The organism is Agaribacterium haliotis (assembly GCF_002312815.1).
GTDB classification, from domain to species: Bacteria; Pseudomonadota; Gammaproteobacteria; order Pseudomonadales; family Cellvibrionaceae; genus Agaribacterium; species Agaribacterium haliotis.
On the sequence record NZ_NKQJ01000017.1, the window covers coordinates 19,769 to 38,068 of the forward strand.

The 18,300-nt window shown below is 51.3% G+C and carries 10 protein-coding genes; 5 read left to right on the forward strand and 5 right to left on the reverse strand.

All coding sequences use genetic code 11. The annotated features are described in order from the left end of the window. Window positions 1-189: 189 nt before the first annotated feature. On the reverse strand, window positions 190-1,809 hold the full coding sequence (locus CFK45_RS16920; RefSeq protein WP_096087632.1) for an SdiA-regulated/phytase-like domain-containing protein: 1,620 nt from the start codon (window positions 1,807-1,809) through the stop codon (window positions 190-192). 104 nt (window positions 1,810-1,913) lie between these two features. Beyond that, window positions 1,914-2,528, reverse strand: coding sequence for a helix-turn-helix transcriptional regulator (locus tag CFK45_RS16925; protein WP_096087633.1), 615 nt, complete (start codon window positions 2,526-2,528; stop codon window positions 1,914-1,916). 349 nt (window positions 2,529-2,877) lie between these two features. Here CFK45_RS16925 and CFK45_RS16930 point away from each other — a divergent pair, with 349 nt between their 5' ends. From CFK45_RS16930 to CFK45_RS16945, 4 genes are all read left to right on the forward strand, one after another. Further along, entirely contained in the window at window positions 2,878-4,443 is a 1,566-nt protein-coding gene (locus tag CFK45_RS16930; RefSeq protein WP_143247629.1) for a hypothetical protein, read from the forward strand. Beyond that, a complete protein-coding gene (locus CFK45_RS16935; RefSeq protein ID WP_096087635.1) occupies window positions 4,440-6,578 on the forward strand; it encodes an ATP-binding protein in 2,139 nt (712 codons plus the stop codon). Before CFK45_RS16930 ends, CFK45_RS16935 begins: the two co-directional genes overlap by 4 nt. Further along, window positions 6,578-7,300 (forward strand): response regulator transcription factor, encoded by a 723-nt coding sequence (locus tag CFK45_RS16940; protein ID WP_096087636.1) that lies wholly within the window; start codon window positions 6,578-6,580, stop codon window positions 7,298-7,300. Before CFK45_RS16935 ends, CFK45_RS16940 begins: the two co-directional genes overlap by 1 nt. A 563-nt stretch (window positions 7,301-7,863) precedes the next feature. Next, window positions 7,864-9,846, forward strand: a complete 1,983-nt coding sequence (locus CFK45_RS16945) for an Ig-like domain-containing protein (protein WP_096087637.1) — start codon at window positions 7,864-7,866, stop codon at window positions 9,844-9,846. A gap of 343 nt (window positions 9,847-10,189) precedes the next feature. Here the strand turns inward: CFK45_RS16945 and CFK45_RS16950 are convergent, their stop codons facing one another. The 3 genes from CFK45_RS16950 to CFK45_RS16960 all read right to left on the reverse strand — a co-directional run bounded on the left by CFK45_RS16950 (window position 10,190) and on the right by CFK45_RS16960 (window position 16,730). Next, complete coding sequence (locus CFK45_RS16950; protein WP_096087638.1) at window positions 10,190-11,713, reverse strand: lytic polysaccharide monooxygenase; 1,524 nt, start codon at window positions 11,711-11,713, stop codon at window positions 10,190-10,192. A 113-nt stretch (window positions 11,714-11,826) separates the two neighbouring features. Further along, window positions 11,827-14,904 carry a glycoside hydrolase family 9 protein gene (locus tag CFK45_RS16955; RefSeq protein WP_096087639.1) on the reverse strand — a complete coding sequence of 1,026 codons (3,078 nt, stop codon included), beginning with the start codon at window positions 14,902-14,904 and terminating at the stop codon, window positions 11,827-11,829. Window positions 14,905-14,984: 80 nt separating this feature from the next. Beyond that, window positions 14,985-16,730, reverse strand: a complete 1,746-nt coding sequence (locus CFK45_RS16960; protein WP_096087640.1) for a cellulase family glycosylhydrolase — start codon at window positions 16,728-16,730, stop codon at window positions 14,985-14,987. 308 nt (window positions 16,731-17,038) lie between these two features. Between CFK45_RS16960 and CFK45_RS16965 the strand changes: the two genes are divergently transcribed. Beyond that, window positions 17,039-18,268, forward strand: a complete 1,230-nt coding sequence (locus CFK45_RS16965; RefSeq protein WP_096087641.1) for an AraC family transcriptional regulator — start codon at window positions 17,039-17,041, stop codon at window positions 18,266-18,268. Window positions 18,269-18,300: the final 32 nt, after the last annotated feature.

The window sequence follows — 18,300 nt, forward strand, 5'->3', positions numbered from 1 at the left end:
AAATAAAAACAACAAACTAGCCTTGTGGGCAGCGGCGCGACTGTGCGCCTGGAGCACATCAACTGTACGCAGGTGAACACTTGAACAAAAAAGCGAGTGGCGCTTTGAGATAAGACTCTCGCTTACGCACACTCGCTTTGTTATTACTAACTTTATCAGTGGCTAGTTTTTGTTAGCCTTTGCTATCGCCTATTCCGGCAGTTCAAAAATATGCATCGCACTGTTGTCCATATCGGAGCTAATCAACAGCTGGCGCAGGTCTAGATCGAGCGCGAGGCCTGAAGGGCTGACCGCACCGATGCTGTTGTTGTCGCCATCGACGATGGAAAAGCGGCCTATTTCCTGTTGCTGCGTTAAGTCGTATTTAATCAGCAGGCCGGCGTATTTGTTGCCGTTTTGCATATATTCATCCGTGCTGAAATACAGGGTATTGCTTGTGGCATCAACACTTAAGGCCGAAATCTGGTAGGGTGTATAGGCCGTGCCCAGGGCGGTGTTTTGCTGTTGTTCGGGGCCGAGCTGATATAGGTATTTGGCGCGCCCGGCGCTGGCATTAATCAGATAAAAAAGATCGTTTGCGGCGACATAATCAAGTGCGTCAAACACGTGTTCGCTGGTGCTAGCATTTTGCCCGCTGTCTTGCGGGCTCAGCGCCTGGATATCCCGGCTGGTTAACAACAGGCCATCGCGCGTATAGCTTTCAATTTTTGACGGGCCGGAGTTTTCCAGCGATTTTAATAAATGCAAGCGAACGTGATCTAAGGGGCCGTCGCTGGCGATGGCTTCGTAGCTGCCCTGTTGGTCGTCTAGGCTAAATAATAAGGTGTTTTGTCCATCAGGCTGAATATGACGAATCTCACCAAAGTCGCTGACAGAAAACAGATTATCTCGGCTGTGGTAGTCGAGACCGGAAGGTTGGTTAAAGTTAAGTTCAACTTTGTCAATGCTGCTAAGTGCAGTAAATTCGGCCGTGCTGGTTTCGGGTTCAGGTTCATAAGATTTTAAACTCGCAGCAGTATCGTTAAAGGCGCTGATAATTCTCGGTGCCTGTTCATCAATCACAACAAGGCCAGAACTCGGGCCTGCATCGAGCTGCCAGGCGCTATCAAAATTGGCTTTAGCATCGGTTTTGATAACAACATTGGCACGCGGCTCGGCGTCCAGTTCATAACCTCGTGTCATGATGTACAAACCCTGCTCGCCCATATGCAGGCCTTCAATGCGGTAGTTGTCAAAGCGCGGCTCGAGTTTTTTCTGACTGATGCGGCCATCTTGTTTTATTGTAAACAGTACTTTGTATGGCGCTTCGCTGATCGCAAGGATGCTGTTTTGCTGAAAGTCATAAGCCACAGCATTGAGCTCGCTGATATCAAAGCTCAAATCAACTTCGAGCTCACTGTATTGCTGCTCGGCATAGAGCCTGTGAATCTCTCCGTCGAGGGTGCTAAGCAGGTACTGCTCGTCGCCGGCATATTCAATGCCTGTCCAGATTTTGCTGTCGCCGATGTCGATATCAAAACGCTCGAGCACAAGGCCAACACTGTCGAGCATCACAATATCGCCGCCTTGACCGAGTACCGCAAAGGCGCCGTTATCAAAATTTAAACTGATGCCACTTAAGTGCTCTATTTCTTCGCCGAGCTGCCTGAGTTCGAGTGTGTAATCAAGGTTAAGTGGCTCACTTGGAAACGCGGTGTCGCCGCCGCAGGCACTTAATAAACCTGTTAAAGTCAGCGCTACGGCCGCGCGCTTTGTCGTCAGCGAGTTGGGTAAAGCCGCTAAAGGGCCAGGAGTCTGAAACTGAGTCATGGGGCTAGATTCCCTGCTAGTGAATGAGTGTGTGAATCTATTGCCGCAGCGGCGCAAAACAAATACGGCAAATGTTCGTTTGCCTTTTTTTAGTGCTTATGTGCTTAAGACTCCGACTTGTGTGCTATGTGTTTTTTGTGCTCATCGGCGTTGTTGTGCTCAATGACTAAGATATCTTCTAGAAAAAACGCGGCCAACTCCGAACGATTTTTGAGCCCGGCTTTTTTATAAATAGCGCAGGCTTGTTGGCGCACGGTACTTTGGCTAGCCTCCCGGATCAGTGCTAATTCTTTCAGGCTTAAACCTTTTAACAGCAGTGCAGCGACCTGCTTCTCCGCCTGGCTGAGCTGCCACTGGTCAAACTGTTGATTAATTAGCGCGCTTAAACCGCGGATAAAATGCTCGGCTTGTTGCTGCCAGGCGGCGGCTTGTTGCTGGCTTAATGTGGCCTGTTGATTGAGCTGGGCGTGGCGTCGGCCTAAAGACAGTGGCAAGGTCTTCCACAAAAAGGCGAGCAGGGCTAAAAATATAAAGCTATAAAACAGATCACCTAGCAGCATCAATGCACTGTGGGCTTGTTGATGGTCTTCAACTAAGTCGGCGACACTCAGTAAAATAAATATCAGCGCCGCACAGGCGATAAATGTTTTTTCTTTTATTCTCAGGCGTCGTACGGTGCCGGCGTCGTTGCTTTGGGGCAATGTCTGTAGCGTTTCCATGCTGCTTCCTTGTTTGTGTTTTGTCTAGGTCTTGTCTGGGGCTTCTAAGTGCCTCGTTAATAGCCACTATGTATTTACAGGCCCTAGTTGCATTGTTGGTTGCATTGTTGGCTTGTTTGAATGCTGCAATAGCTATTGTGTTCTACCGGCTTAGCTTAATGTGCGCCTGTAAATAAAACTGTAAATGAATGTAACCGCTGCCTTTTTGAACTCGCTGCGCCAGTGCGGTCGATTCTGGCGCCAAAGAGGGCCTGTGCACTTCGATTAAATACGCCGTGGTTACAATTCCAGGACAATACGCGTACAAACTTTTGTTACCATTGCGCGCGAAGTTAGCGATGGATTGAATATGCAGCGGTATGGCGATGTCTGGTGCGCGGTGTGCGTGGGCATGTTGGTGTTTGGCATGGCGCTGTTTAATTCGGCCGCGGCTAAGACAGAGACAACGACAGCGATAACAGCAGCGATAACACTTAAGCCCGACTCAGCTGAGCTTGAAGCTAAAACCAGCTTAAAACCTGAGGCTGTTAATCTACAGCGAGCTTTTTATTTGCAAGAGGTGCTCGGTGATTTAAAGGGCGCTGCCCTGTTGTATCAACATGTTGCCAAACACAGCAAACATAAACACTTACAGGCGCAGGCACTACTTCGGGCTGCTCACTGCTACAGTCTTATCGGCGCCAACAAGCAGGTGGCGAGCATTCACCAGCGCTTGCTCGAGGATTTTGCCGAGTTCGCGCAAGTGCAAAATGTGCTGCAGCAATCTCAAAGCTATCTTCAACAGCAAGGTGTAGAGCTTTTGCCGAGCCCCTGGCGCGATGGCGAAGTGCTGGAATATGAATCCTACGATATTAACGGCTCACTTGGTAAGTATACGACACGGATAAAATCCGAGCTGGTCTCGGCGCTTGGTCGACAGTGGAAGACTGAAAATATTACCGTTTTTGCACAAAAAAATGAGTATCGCTTTGAGCAGTCGCTAAGTTTTGATGAGGCGAACCGTTTTGTCAGTTATCAGCGGCACAATTTTGGCCGGGTCTTAGAGGCGCTGCGCGCAAACGGTACTCGCATAAGCTACGATAAACCGCCCAACGGAATATCCTATGAATTTGAGCAAAATGCCGCTTATCTGGCCACGGATCTGGTTGATATTTTGCGTCGTTTACCTCTGCACGAGCATTATCGGGCCAGTTTGTCGCTTTTTGACGGGGGCGGTGTAACGGCCTATCGGGCCAATATTGAGGTGGTCGACGCCGATGTCGCGCTTGAGGTGCCGGCGGGAAATTTTCGCGCTTATCAGCTCAAAGTCACCTACGTCTTGAATGACATTGCTGTGCGCGATGAGAGCTACTGGATTGCCCGCGACCAAAGGCGCCTGATTTTGCAAGCGCGCCAGGGCGAGCTGACCACCAAGCTGCGCAACTACCGCTCGGCTGCCGCAAAACAGGAACTGGCCCATGTTTTAAGTGCCAGCCTGACGATTAATCTGCCGCCGCGCTGGTTAATGTATGCGGTTAAAAGCCGTGCACTTGACGGTCAGAACTATGTCTTGCTGCCGTTTAATGGGCTCTCTGTTGCGCAATACGGAATTAATGTGGCGCCGAGAGACAACTGGCAACAGGTCAGCTTGGCGGAGCTTGCCGAAGAGTCAATCGGCTGGGCTGAGGCCTATTATCTCGATTACAAATTAAGGCCAAACTCGCTGAGCCACATACAGTTGGGTGACTATTCTGCCCTGCGCTACCAGGCAGACTATAAAACCAGTTATGGCGATGAGGTCGAAGACCGAAGTTTATTTCCGAACAGGCAAAAAAAATACACCTATCACATCGTTTTTTATTCATCCAGGCAAAGCGCAAAAATAATGCAGGCGGATCACGATTATATTTTAGATCGGCTGATCAAAAATAAATGAAAGTGATGCTGAATAAAAAAATAGGCGTTAACAAACTTTCGCCGTGGTTTGTTTTTCTTGTGCTCGGTGTTTGTGCGCCGGTTGTCTGTGTGATTTGGTTTATGTTTGGTGCAATTGAAAATGAGCGCCTAGCCAGCAGTAAACGCTTAGAAATTATTTACAAGCGCGATGCCGATCGTGCGGTTGCCCGTATCCAGCAACACTGGGACGAGTGGTTAAGCGCTGTGGAGCTGCGCTGGCGTGAAAATGGCATTGCCAGCTACCCGGCGATAGTCACTGAGCAGCCGGTGCTGGCGGCGCTGGCCTGGTCTGAGGGGCAGCTGCTTTATCCTCAGCCTGTTGTTGAGCTGGAACTGCCGCGTACCCGGCCCGCTTGGAGAAAGGCGCAGTTACTTGAGTTTCAGAAAAATGACGCGACTCAGGCCTTACAGCTGTATCTGGCTTTGTTTGAGCGCGCCAACTTCGGTGAGCAAGTGCAATTAGTTCTGGCAATTGCACGTTGTTACTATCGCTTGGGGCAGTGGGCCAGCGCTTTTGATTATTACGAGCGCTTGCTCCAGCTAAATAATGCCGGTGCAGGCGGGCCTGAATTTATCTTAAGCGGTTTAATACGCGGCCTTGAGATTGCACTGGAACAGGGGCAAATGCGCGTTGCTCCCGGCCGTATTGAAGCGATGATGGCTGCGCTAATTGAGTTGCTGGATACTTATTCTGAAAAAACAGCGGCGCTGAATTCGCAGCAGCGCCTTTATATGATGCAGCGCTTGTTGGCGATGGAGGCCGAACTTAAGCTGATTTATCCACATCTTCGGCCTTTTGTGTTTAAAACTTATGGCGCCGAAGCCTTAGCCAACAGTTTTTTGGCCGCGATTGAAAGCGGAGGCATGGCGGCGTTGAAATCAACTGATTCAGTGATGGTGTTACACGGCCCGGACAGGAACTTATCGCTGTTGATTGATCGCAGCTTATTTGAGCGGGCCGTTAAAGAGGTGATTGCAGAGCACGTTGATGGCCCACATTTGAGCTCAATTAGGGCCAGCGCGGTATCGCCCAACAATCTTGCCTTGCCTGATGGTGAAGACGCCCGGCCTATCGATGCGACGGTGGTGCTGTATGAAAAAGCATTGAGCGGCGTGTTGCACGGTTTTACTATTTATCTGCTTTCGGATGATTCGAACTACTTTGATCGTGAAAATATGATTAGGTTTAGCATGTATATTGGCACGGCTAGCTCAATCATTTTGCTGCTTATAGTCTCGTCGATTGCCGTGCTGCTAAGGGTGCGCGGGCAAGAGCGAATAAATCAGTTAAAAAGTGACGTTATATCGACCGTCTCTCACGAACTTAAAACGCCGCTGAGCTCGGTGAAGTTGCTGGTTGAAAATATTACCGATGAGCGAGCGCTTATGGCACCACATTTGTTTGAGTATGTGACGGTGATCGGTGAAGAAAATGAGCGTTTAACCCGCCTGGTGAATAATTTTTTGGAGTACACGCAGGTCGAACGCGACATAACAAATTTTGATTTTGTTGTACTAGATGCCGAATCTGTGCTGTTTATGGCAATGTCGGCAATTAAACATAAGTTTGATCAGGCCTGTGTTGATTTTCATTATGTTTCTTTTATCGACGCTGCTTCCCACGACCTTTCTTCTCATAACGCTGCTTCCCATAACGCTCCTTCCCATAACGCTCCTTCCAATGACGTTCCTTCCCATAACGCTCCTCGTGACGATGCTTCTGGATGCGCAAAAGCGTTTATTTTTGCAGACAAAGACAAGTTGTGCATTGCATTAATTAACCTGCTCGAGAATGCTTATAAATACACAGGTGAACACAAGTCTATCGAGCTTAGCCTGGCAAGGGATGAATGTTACGTTTATATTCGGGTGCGCGATAACGGTGTGGGTTTGTCGGCGGCGGAACAGAAAAAAATATTCGATCGTTTTTATCGGGTGGATCAGCGTTTAAGCCGGTCAAGCGAGGGCTGTGGTTTGGGTTTGTATATTGCGAAAAATATTGTTGATAAACACAATGGTGAGCTTGTTGTTTGTAGCAAAGCCGGGCAAGGTAGTGAGTTCAGCATTAAACTGCCGATTTATGTCGCAGACACTTGCGAAGAGGAGCGCCGCTGATGAGTGTTGATGCATTAGTTAAACCTGGGAAGTGTGCATCCAAATTGCTGATCGTGGAGGATGATCGGGCTATTCTTCTGGGCTTAAAGGGCAGTTTTTCTAAAAAAAATTACGACATTCAAGTTGCCAGAGATGGTGAGCAAGCCATTCAAATGGCCTTGTCGAATGATTTTGATTTAATTCTTTTGGATGTGATGCTGCCCAAAATTAACGGCTTTGAAGTCTGTGCGAGAATTCGCGAAGCCGACATCAACTGCCCACTGATTATGTTGACGGCAAGGGGCGAAGAAGAGCATATAGTCCGCGGGCTCAACCTCGGGGCCGACGATTATGTCGTTAAACCTTTTAGCGCCAAGCAGCTGCACGCGCGATGCGAAGCGAGTTTGCGCCGCCATATTCGGCCGCTGCAAGAGCGCTATGATTTTGCTGCGTTCAGCTTAGATACACGATCTAAGCAACTTGTGCATCAGCAGCGTGGAAATATTTCACTTACGCCTAAAGAATACGGATTGCTGGAGTACCTTCTAAAAAAAGCCAATCAAGCGGTTAGCAGAGAGGCGCTGCTCGATAGCGTATGGCAGGGCAACTTATTAACCACCGGCCGCAGTGTGGATCGATGTGTCAACACCTTGAGGGCTAAAATTGGCGACACACCAAAACAGCCGCGCTTTATTACTTCTGTGCGCAATATTGGTTATCGTTTTAATTTGCCTCTGGATTAAATCCTGTTTTAACAGGCCCTAGCAGCCTGCTAAGATCAAAACCCGTTTTATTTCTTAGCGTGGAAAAATAATTTTATTTTTTGTGTCAGTGTTTAATAAAACGTGCCAGTTTCGTCGCGTGTTTTTTTGATTTGTGCGCTTCGGGCCCGCCGCTCTTAGTTTTGAGTTCTCAACTCTCAACTCTCAACTCTCAGCTCTCAACTCTCAACTCTCAACTCTCAACTCTCAACTCTTAACCCCCAATTCTTAACTCCCAATTCTTAACTCCCAATTCTTAACCCTCAACCCTTCACGCTCAATTTTTAGCTTTGAATTCTATGCTTTGATATTTAAGGCGCCGCTATTTTTTATGAAAATATAAAAAAGTCCTTTTCGTTACAAAACGCAGACAAAACTCGATGGCGGCCTGTGTAAGCTGAGCTCGCTGTTCACATACGCTTATTGTGAATGTGCACAGTGATTGATTTTGTGGCCAATAAGCGGGTCGGCATAGTCAGAGGCTTTGTTTGCCGCGCAGTGTTTTGGCCTTATTTATTTGTTTTTTTTATTAGGGGCGGACGTTTATGAAACATATCCTGAAAAACTTACCTTTGAGCCTGGCCATTGCCAGTATGTCGTTGTCGGCAAGTGCCAGTGATGCCATCGTTGTTGATGCTGAAAATTTTAGTGCGACAGGCGGCCCCTATGCGGGCTTTAACACCTATGCTTTAGGCATCAATCACAACCAGGCGGGCGACTGGGCCGAGTATTCCGTTGAGCTCCCGTACACCGGGCTCTATAAACTTTCGCTGTTTGCCGCTACGCCGCTTAGCGACGCCAATGCAAGTGTGGTTATTGATGGGCAAGAGCTCAGTGCCGCGATTCTTAACACCGGCGCCTGGGATAGTTTTAGTGAGTTTGTACTCGCTGAAGAGCTTTCATTAGCTCAAGGTTTGAATAACTTTCGCCTGGCGAGCGTTGGCTCTGCCTCGTCCTGGCAGTGGAATGCCAGTCACATTGTTTTTACGCCGCTTCAAGCCGCTAACAGCGCGCCGCTTGCCGAACCTGATGTGGCGCCAAAGTGGGCCTTAAGTGCGAGTGATATTGTGGTTCAGGTGCTTAACAACGACAGTGATGCCGATGCGGACTCACTTCGTGTGGTGGCAGTAGAGGGCAGTGTCAGCGCTCAGGCAGGCTCGGTCAGCTTTAGCGATTCGAGTGTTATTTATCGGCCAACGGGCTCAGGCGCTGAGCCGGACAGTTTTAGTTACACCATTAGCGATGGCGAACAGACATCGACGGCACTAGTGGGTATTTATTACCAGCCATTAAATAGTCCGGCTGAGCCGGGGCCCTATGCGGTCGCCGACTTTGCCACAACCACAGAAGGTGAGCCGGTTGTTATTTCCCCGCTGGTGAATGATTTCAGCCTCGACGGCAGCAGCTTTTCGATTGTCTCAGCCGGCATGCCAGCCCCGGCGCAGCACGGTTCTATCTCTGTTAGCGGCTCAACGATTATCTACACGCCCAATCCCGGTTTTATTGGCAGCGACAGTTTTGCCTACAGTACCGGCGCTGATATCGGCATCGTTCAGGTTGAGGTGAACCCGGCCAACAGCGCTCCGGTTGCCGAAGATGATTACGTCAGTTGGCTTGCTATTAATCCAGACCCTGTTGTTATTCATGTGCTGGACAATGATGTCGATTTTGAAAACGATGAGCTGCGCATTGTTGCCGCCGGTGACGCGGTTAGCCCGAGTTACGGCACGGTAAGCTTTACCGATACCAGCGTTACCATCTCTGATCGTCAGGGCAAGGCTGATAGTTTCTCTTACACCGTTAGCGACGGAGAGAAAACAGCAACAGCTTTAGTGGGCGTTTATCCTTTTCCTACTCGCCCGTCAGAGATTCCCGAAGTCTACGCTCTGCCAGATAGTGTCACGACATTTGTCGGTGAGGCGGTTGTTATCGATGTCTTGGCAAATGACTTTGATCGCACTGGCGCAGAGCTGTCGGTCGTCAGTGTTGCTGGGTCAGGCGCCCCTAACAACGGCAGCCTAAGCACAGACGGCCAACGGGTGATCTACACTCCTGAGCCCGGTTTTGTTGGCCGCGATGTGTTCACTTACAGCAACGGCGCAACGGCGAGTGTGACCGTCGATGTTGTTGCCAAAATAAGCACCATTGAAGTGGAAGATTTTGATGCAACCGGCGGGGCTTTTGGTGGTTTTTCAAGTTTTAGTTTGGGTGATATCGGTGCGGTGAATCACGTTCAGTCTGGCGATTGGGCGGCCTATTCGTTCACACTTGAACAGGCGGGTACGTACACGGTAAGGCTCTATGCAGGCACAACGGTAAACGGAGCCAATGCCAAATTGAGCTTTAACGACAGCGAGACTATTACAGCTGCGGTACCCCAAAATGGTGACTGGGATCAGTTTGACGAAGTTGTTTTTGAAACCACAGTTACCTTGGCTGCGGGTGAAAATACGCTGGTACTTGAGGCCTTTGGTTCGCCGAATAGCTGGGAGTGGAACGCCGATCGTATCGAGCTGGAGCTGAACTAAAAGCTGCTGCTGTTCACGAGTAAGTGCATGCGGCACTGCCTATAGGCCCTGCTATTTTTTAGCGGGGCTTTTTTTTAAGCTCGGCGGTTTTACGATAAGCCCGGCGGTGTTTAGTGTTTCGCTGAGGGCTTTTTTTAGCTGAAGGCTTTTTGTTGAGCTGAGGGCTCTTTTTAGCTGAGGGCTCTTTTTAGCTGAGGGCTCTATTACGCTGAAGGCTTTTTGTTTAGCTGAAGGCTCTATTGCACTTGGTAATAAGCGCCGCGCGTATAAAAAAAGCCCCTTGATAAGGGGCTAAATACAGGAGAGATGGAGAAAATATTAAGGCCCTGTGGGCCCGGCGTGTTTAACGGCAGAGCTCGCCTTGCAAAACGACCACTGGCGCGGCCGTGCCTTCGGGTTTACTGACTTGCAGGCCAAACTCAATACTTTGCCCGGGCTGGATGCTGCGGTTCCAGTTTACGGGGCTGGCGTTATAGAGTTTGTCGCCGCTGAGCTCGGCGTTCCAGACGTTCTCGTATTTCACGCCGTCCGGGAACTGCCAGCTGACGGACCAATCGCTAATGCTTTGGCTGCTGGGGTTGCTTAAACGGATGTTGGCAATAAAACCGTTATTCCATTCGTTGCTTACTGCATAGCTGCACTCGAGCTTGCCGCCTTCTTCAGTATTGGTGAGATTTAGCTGCAAGCTTGAGCGGTCTGTTAGTTGGCCGTCGTCGACGCTCAGTTCAACGGTGTAGCTGCCGGGTTTGGCATAACTGTGTTTTAGGTGGGGCCCCTCGGCCGTTGTGCCGTCGCCGAGCTGCCACTGATAGTTGAGCATGTCGCCGTCGGGGTCACTGGAGTCGTGGCCGTGCAACATGACATCTAAGCCGTTGATGTCGGCGTGAATCATTGCAACCGGCGCCAGGTTTTCAGCTTTTACATTAATAAAAACACTGGCGGCTTCAGATTTAAGGCCGTCGTTATCAATGACAATAAAATCAAAGCTATCTTGGCCGCTAAACCCCGCATTGGGCTGATACACCCAGTCCATGCCGGCGCCGCTTAAGCTGCCGTAGGCCGGGTCGGATACTAGTTGGTAGTCGACAACCGCGCCGTCGATATCACTGCCGCTTAAACTCAGCTTAAGTGGCTGGTTTAATTCGGTACTAAGGGATTGAGCGTGGGCCGATGGTGGCCTCGGGCCGTCTGCAAACGCCAGGTCGATGCAGCCGTGAAAGCGCTCGTAAGTAAAGGCGTTGCGCCCCCACTCGCCGTAAATCACATGGTGGCCACTGCGCTTCGGCAGGGTGCAGGTGGTGCGAAAGGTATTGCCCGGCTTGTCGGCGACAATATATGGGTTGGCCTCAGGTTGGCTGTCGTCGTAAGTTAAAATACAAAAGGCCTGCTCTTCAAAGTCATCCCAGCTTAGGTTTTGTTCGGCGTCAAAAACAAAGTCGCTTTTGGTAATCCAGTAGCGAAATTCTTCGGTGTCGTCGAAGTGGGGGCCCCAGCTTATATTCCAGACGATGTCTAAGGGCCCGGCCGTGGCTGCCTGGGCCGGCCAGTTGGTGGCGACATCCCACGGTGTTGCGCCACCTTGCCAGGTTTCAGCATCAAAGCCACAGACATTAGTGGGTAGCGGGCTGACACCTTTGCGGCCGACATCGTGCGTCAGCACACTCATAAAGTTGTAACCGCCCTGGGCGTCATCGGCAAAGGCATCAATGCAGGCCTGTTGGCTCGCTTGATCGGGTTTTTCATTGAGCCCACAGACGGCGTTGCGCGATGGCGGTTCGACCATTAAACCGTGGGCCTGTACGGTTTGCTGCATAGTGACTGTGGCAACAAGCGCCGCAGCACTTTGAATTAAACGTAAATATTTCATCTCTGATGCATCCGTGTCGGGTATTAAAAACCGGCCCTCTCGAACAGGCCGGAATTTGTTTAGCTTTGTGGCAATGCGCGCGAGGCTCTAGCCCGCGCGCATTGCTTTAGCTTTTACAGACAGGCATCCCCGTCGAGCTCAACCACGGGTGCGGCTGAGCCATCTGGTTTACTGCCTTGCATGCCAAACTCCACACTTTGCCCCGGCTGGATGACGCTGTTCCAGTTCAAAGGCGTGGCGGTGTAGGGGTTGTTGCCGCTGACTTCGGCATTCCAGCCGTGATCGCGAGTGACACCCGCCGGATAGCTCCAGCTGACTGACCAGCCCTCAACCGCTTCACTGCCGGTGTTGCTTAGGCGAATAACCGCGACAAAACCTGTGTTCCACTCATTGGCCACTTCGTACTCACATTGAAGGCCGGCCTCGGCGGCGACGACACTGACCTGCTGGCTCGTTTCATCGCTGGCTATGCCGTCACTTACCGTAAGTGTCACGGTGTAGGTGCCGGCTTGATCAAAGCGGTGGCTGGCGCTTATGCCGCTTTTCTCAACGCCGTCGAAGTCCCAGCTGTAGCTGAGCGCGTCGCCGTCTTGATCGCTGGATTCGCTGGCATCGACCATCACACTAAGGCCGCTGCTTGTGGCTGTGAACATTGCTTCAGGTGCGGTATTGGCCGGCGCCATAACGGCATTGAGCTCAATGCTGGCACTGGCGCTTAGCTCCTGGCCATCGGCATGCAAAGCGATGACTTCTAGCATAAACATGCCTTCAGCATCTGGCGCTTGAAGTGTGACAGGGCTGCTCACCCCGCTGGCTACTTGTGTGCCGTCGATAAGCACTTTGGCGCTGGCGGCATTGGCCAGGGCAAAGTTGAGTTCGAACTCACTGCCGGTGTAAACATCGCTGCCGTCGGCCGGGCTGTTGATGGCAATAGAAGGCAGCATGGGCTCTTCGACAGTAATGCTGACAGTCGCTTTATTGCTGACTCCGCCGTCGTTGTCCGTAGCGCTGTAAGTGAAGCTATCGCTGCCGAAATAACCGGCGTCGGGCAGGTAGGTCAGCATCGCGCCGCTGCCGCTTAAACTGCCGTGCATCGGCTCGCTATAGCTGTAGCTGCTGATGCTGCCGTCGCTGTCTTTTGCACTTAACTTGATGTCGAGCGCGGTATCGGCGGCGGTGCTGAATGTTAAGTCTTCGGCGACCGGTGTACAGTTAATGCCGCTGGCGCCACCGCAAGGTGCTGTTGGCTCTGCACCCCAGACAAGCGTGCTGCCGTTGTAGAGCGCAATCTTGTCAGCATTTTTGTAGCCACTGCCGTAGTTGTCCCACGACGGGTCGGCGCTGTTGTCCCAATCCGGATTGTTGTTATTGGTCGGCAGGCTGATGCGAAATTGCACTTCTTTTTTGTGGTCGCTCTGGCCGCCAGGGAAGATATCCACGCCGCTGAAGTCGATTTCGGTGTAGTAGATATTGTCGGCGGGGTTGCCCCAGGGGCGCAGCTGGCTGACGCTGGTCGCCTGTGAATAAGCCGTGGTCACTTTGATCTCGTCGACACTGTAGCCCGCATCGATCTCGGCGCCGAGATCGACAAAGTAGCGGAACTTGGCTTTATCCAGGTTGGCGGCGGGCCAGGCCGAGCGGTTGTTCACGCGCGCGGCAATTTCGATATGGCGGGGGCCGGTGGCGTTGGTTTTGGCCTCGACAAAGTATTCAAGGTCACGCACTTCTTTTGCCGGGAACTGGCTCTCTGGAATTGGCTTGCCGCCGAAGTCGAGATACAGGCGCGCCAGTGCGCCGGTGAAACCCGCGTTGTAGTCGGTCGCCACTTCGTTGGCGATGTAGTCGCCGCGGTCATCGCTGTAAGCATCGCCGGTGCCGGGGCCGCCTACTAAGGCGCCAACCAGCAAGTGACGGCTTTCAGCCGGTACAGTTAAGCTGTCGGCCCAGGTGCCGTGGGCGCCGCGGTGGTGAGGGTTTTTGGGCCCATTCGCCGCCATGCCGATCTGGTAGGGGTGGCCGCTGGGGTTGTCGCCCAAGATGTATTCCATCTGGCCGACGGCAAAGTCGTAATAGTTGGCAACTTTGTTATTGCCCGGGTCGACTTTTTTCAGGTAATCGGAGTAAATCAGTGCAATAAACGAGGTGTTGGCCGCGTAGCGGGTCGCGCCCCAGGTATCGAGCTGGGCGAGGCCGCCGGCGGTGTATTTGATGCGCTGGCCGTCGTAGCCGGTGCTCCAGTAGTCGAGCCAGCGCTCGGCATCGGCCATGTATTCGCTGTCGCCGGTGAGCTTGGCCATCATCACATAAGAGCCGTAGCCTTTGTCGTCCCAGGCGTGTGTCCACTTGTAGGATTTAACCGTGCTCTGCTGTTCGGTATTGAGGTTGGCGTAGTCGGCCTTGGCTTTGTCTAAGTAGCTCGCTTCGCCAGTGGCCTGATAGAGCCAGATTGACGACCAAACCAGTTCATCTTTGTAGCCGCTCCAGCTGTTGTAAAACGCGGTGGCATCGGTAATACAGTCGCTGTATTTGCCCTGATAGGTATGGGCAAAGCTGTGCAGCTCGCGCGCGTGTTTGACCAGCTTGGCGGCGTAAGCCGGGTCTTCACCTTTGAAAATCATGCTGATGGCCGCAAGCGCGGCGGCGGTTTCGCCGGCGAGGTCAGAACCCGGGCAGCTGGCGTCGATTTTGTACGAAGGGCGCTTGCTGGCGGCGCGACTGGTCAAGTGCACCACTTCCGGTGAGCCCCACCAGGCGTGATCGTCAGAGCCGGTGCCGACCTGGCCGTACAAGGTGTTTGGCGCAGCGTGAGCCTTCATAAAATAGTCGGCGACAAAACGCAGATTGTTTTTAATATGCTGCATCTGCCCACTTTGCTCATAAGCTTCGGGGTATTCGATCACACCCCAGGCAAGTGTGGTGGCCGAGGCGGCCATCGGGAAACCAAACTTAACGTGATCGCCGGCATCAAACCAGCCGCCACTTAAATCAACGCCGACGTCCTTGCCGTCGTCGAGTACGGCGTCGCCGCGCCACTCAACGCGGTTCCAGTCGGGCAATTTGCCGCCTTGCTGGGCTTCGTAAAAATAAATGGATTTTTGTAGGGCTTCGCCGTAGTTTGGCGCAGCGTCGGCGCCGCCAGCTGCCAGGGCCATTGCCGCAAAGAGTCCGTTTAATGCAAAGGTCTTTTTCATTTTTTCATCCTCGTTGCCCGCAGCCAGGCTGCGGGCTTGTCACTGTTATTGTTTTGCGGTTGCTTTTGTTTGTTGTGTGATCACAGGCCGATGGGCTCAGCGCCGCCGTTTAAGTAGTGCTGTTTAACGGTGATGCCCGTGGCGCCGAGCGGCACTTCGTGGTCGAGGCCGATATAACGGCCGCCAGTGGTTTGCCAGAGCACGGGTTCAAGCAGGCCGTATTTGTCTTCGTCCCAGGTTGTCCAGTCGCCGGTCAGCAGACCGCCGGTGTCTCCGGAGTTCGGGTTTAGGCACCAGAAGGTGTGATGCATTTTGTACTCGTCGAGCAGCTCGCGAATGGCGTAGAGCCAGGTTTCGTTGTCGCCGCCATCTAAGAAGCCGCCCCACTCACCGATAAGCAGTGGGCTGATTTCCTGCTGGTGGATGTAGAGCCAGTTGTCCTGCCAGACATCGGCAATCAGGGTGTCTTTGTTAAAGCCCGGGTAGAACCAGTTCTGCTTGTGTACCAGCGGGCCGTAGTCGTGTGGGCTGTACATGATTTTGTCCTGGTGGCCGGCGACCGTGACAGGGTGATCGGCGACACCGCGCAAGTTGCCGCCCCACCAGTTGAAGTGGTAGTCGTCTTCGTTTTTGCTGTCCCAGCTCTGGCCGTCAACCGGGTAGACCTCGATGCCTTCAATCATTAACAGGATGTCCGGGTGGACCGCGAGAATGGCTTTGGAAACTTTCTCGGCAATGTACTTCCAGTTGTTGGCGTCGCTGCTGTTGTCCCACTTGGCAAATACGGCTTCGCTGTGGGCCTTGCCGTGCGGTTCGTTTTCAAGGTCAAAGGCGACAATGGTGTCGTCGTTTTTGTAGCGCTCGGCGAGCCATACCCAGGTGTCGATAAACATCTTTTCGGTAATGCTGCCCTTGGTCCACAGCGGCGCGATATGGCCCATGTTGTCGGCTTCGGCGCTGTGTGCATCGAGCAAAACTTTCATGCCGTGGCGCTTGGCCGAGGCCAAAAATTCATCGAAGATTTCCAGGCTGTCCATGCCCACAAGCTCTGGGTTGGCGTGGGTATTGACCGATGGCGTGACGGCGTTGCCGGTCATCCACTCGTGCACAATTTCGGTGGAAAACGGCACGCGAATCAGGTTGATGCCGCGATCGGCCATGGCTTTAATGGTGTCGTCGAGGTTGACACTCCACAGACCGTGGAAGACACGCTCGGTGGTGTTAAAACCAAACCAGTTGGCGCCGGTCAGCCAGACTATCTGGCCTTCTTTGTTGACAATTTTGTTGCCGCTGACACTGAGCCAGTCATCCCCGGGTTTGGCGGCCGAGGGCGGCATGCTGACAACTGGCGATGGGCTGACGGCCGGGGACGGGCTCGTTTGCGGTGACGGACTGACCTGTGGCGACGGGCTTGTCATCGGCGATGGGCTAACGCTGGGGCTTGGGCTTGGCGATGGACTCGGCAGGCTGCCTTGCCCGCCTTCAAAAACGATGTCGACAGGCATGCGGCTATTGCCGGGGGAAGCGATAAAACCAAACTGCGCTTTTTCGCCGGGCTGGATAACGGCGTTGTAATCCATGCTGCCAATAACATAGCGATTGCCGTCTTTGGAAATAATTCTGGCGTTCCAAATTTGGTCGATAGTGAAATCGGCACTGAAGCTTAATTTCCAGCCGTCGATGCTGGCGCTTTCATCGTTGAGTATATGGCTTTCGCCTTGAAAGGCCGCGCCCCAATCTCCCGAGGGGGACATCGTTACTTCAGCGGCATGGGTTAAGGGACTGAGTAGGCCAAACAGGGCCAAAGCGCAGAGCTTGCGTTTCATTGTTATCTCCAAGCGTTTAATTATTCGTTAGGCAAGTAAATAAACTCGCGCAATAACTGTAAGAATTATCGACTTTTGTTGTCGTCCAGCTTGTTGAAGGCAGAGAATCTGGACGTCTATTTACGCGCAAGTGAAGTACTATATTGAGCAAAACCGCTTTGTGAGGGCGGGAAACAAAGGCAGTGCAAGTTTTTGGTCTTGCTTCTTTGGAATGAAAATCTGTGATGTAATTCCGAATTATTTTTCGGCTGATTGCGCAGGTATGTTGAACGCCAAAAAGTATTAATTTACTGTTTTCGCTGGTATTTATGGCCGATTTTTGTTTGCCTAAGAAAAATCAGGAAAACGTAAATAAAGTGTTAGGGACTTCAAATTTTCAAGGTGGATTCGGCATGTCGCTGGTGTTGTTTAACGGTCACGATCTTATTTTGCTTGCAACTGTACTTGTCGCACTTTTCTTCATGGTTCAGCTTTTACAGTTGAAGCATAAACACAAGTATTTCCCGGTCTTTGTCGTCGGTTTTTGCATTAGCAGTGTCGCGATTCCTCTCGATCTTTTAATAAATTTTGGCGCGATTTTTCACGCCTGGATTGTCACTACAAGGCCCGAGTTGGTTTATCTATTTGAATTTGGCGCCTGGTTGCAAGCGCCATTTGTTTTTTTGCTTGTTGCAAGTCTTGTTGACAAGGAATTTAAATTTAAACGGGTCTACTGGTTGATGTTTCTGCCATTTTTTCTACACAGTTCACACCAGGTTATTCTGTATCACAGTTTGCCTATGGCGGTTAAACGCGACATTCAGCAAAGCCATGATTTGATGAATTTATCGGTGTCGCTATTTTTTGTGCAATTGAGTCGAGAGATATTTCGCCTGTGTTTGATTTCTGCGGCAGTATTGCTCTTGCTAAAGTATCGGCGCCTGATAAAACAAAAATTGGAGGCCTGGTGGCTGGAGCTGTTTTGTGCGTTTCAGTTTTTGTATGTGTTGTTGGGGGTTCTGGTGTCAACTTTATTGTTGTTACAGTCTCAGTTTGACATAAGAATGCCGGTGGCATTTTTTGGTTTAAGTCAAAATTATTTGGCTTTTTTCTGTTTCTCGGGCTTGTGTTTTTTACTTTATCGAGCAGGTCTCAGACAGCAGGATTATTGCGCCATACGTATGTACGAAGAAAAAGACGTACCGTGTTCGGTCAATCCAACTTACCTAAGTTTATTGGAGGAGTTTGTCGGGGTTCAGCGCCAATATACCAACCCATCGCTGTCCTTAGAGAGCTTGGCCGAAACCATGGGCATATCGCCGCGCACCTTAAGTTCGGTTATCAACGGTCATTTTAAATGTAGTTTTGTTGAATATATCAATCAGTACCGCCTCGATGAAGCTAAACGATTATTGATTGAAGAAAAGAAAAAACCGGTGCTCGATATTATGTACGCCTCGGGCTTTAATTCCAAAGCTACATTTAATGCACTGTTTAAACGTGTTGAGGGTATGACGCCGAGCCAGTATCGCAAGCTGCAAAACCAGCAAGCGGCCTAGAGTGCATAGGTTTTGCTTGCCAGGGCCTCGGG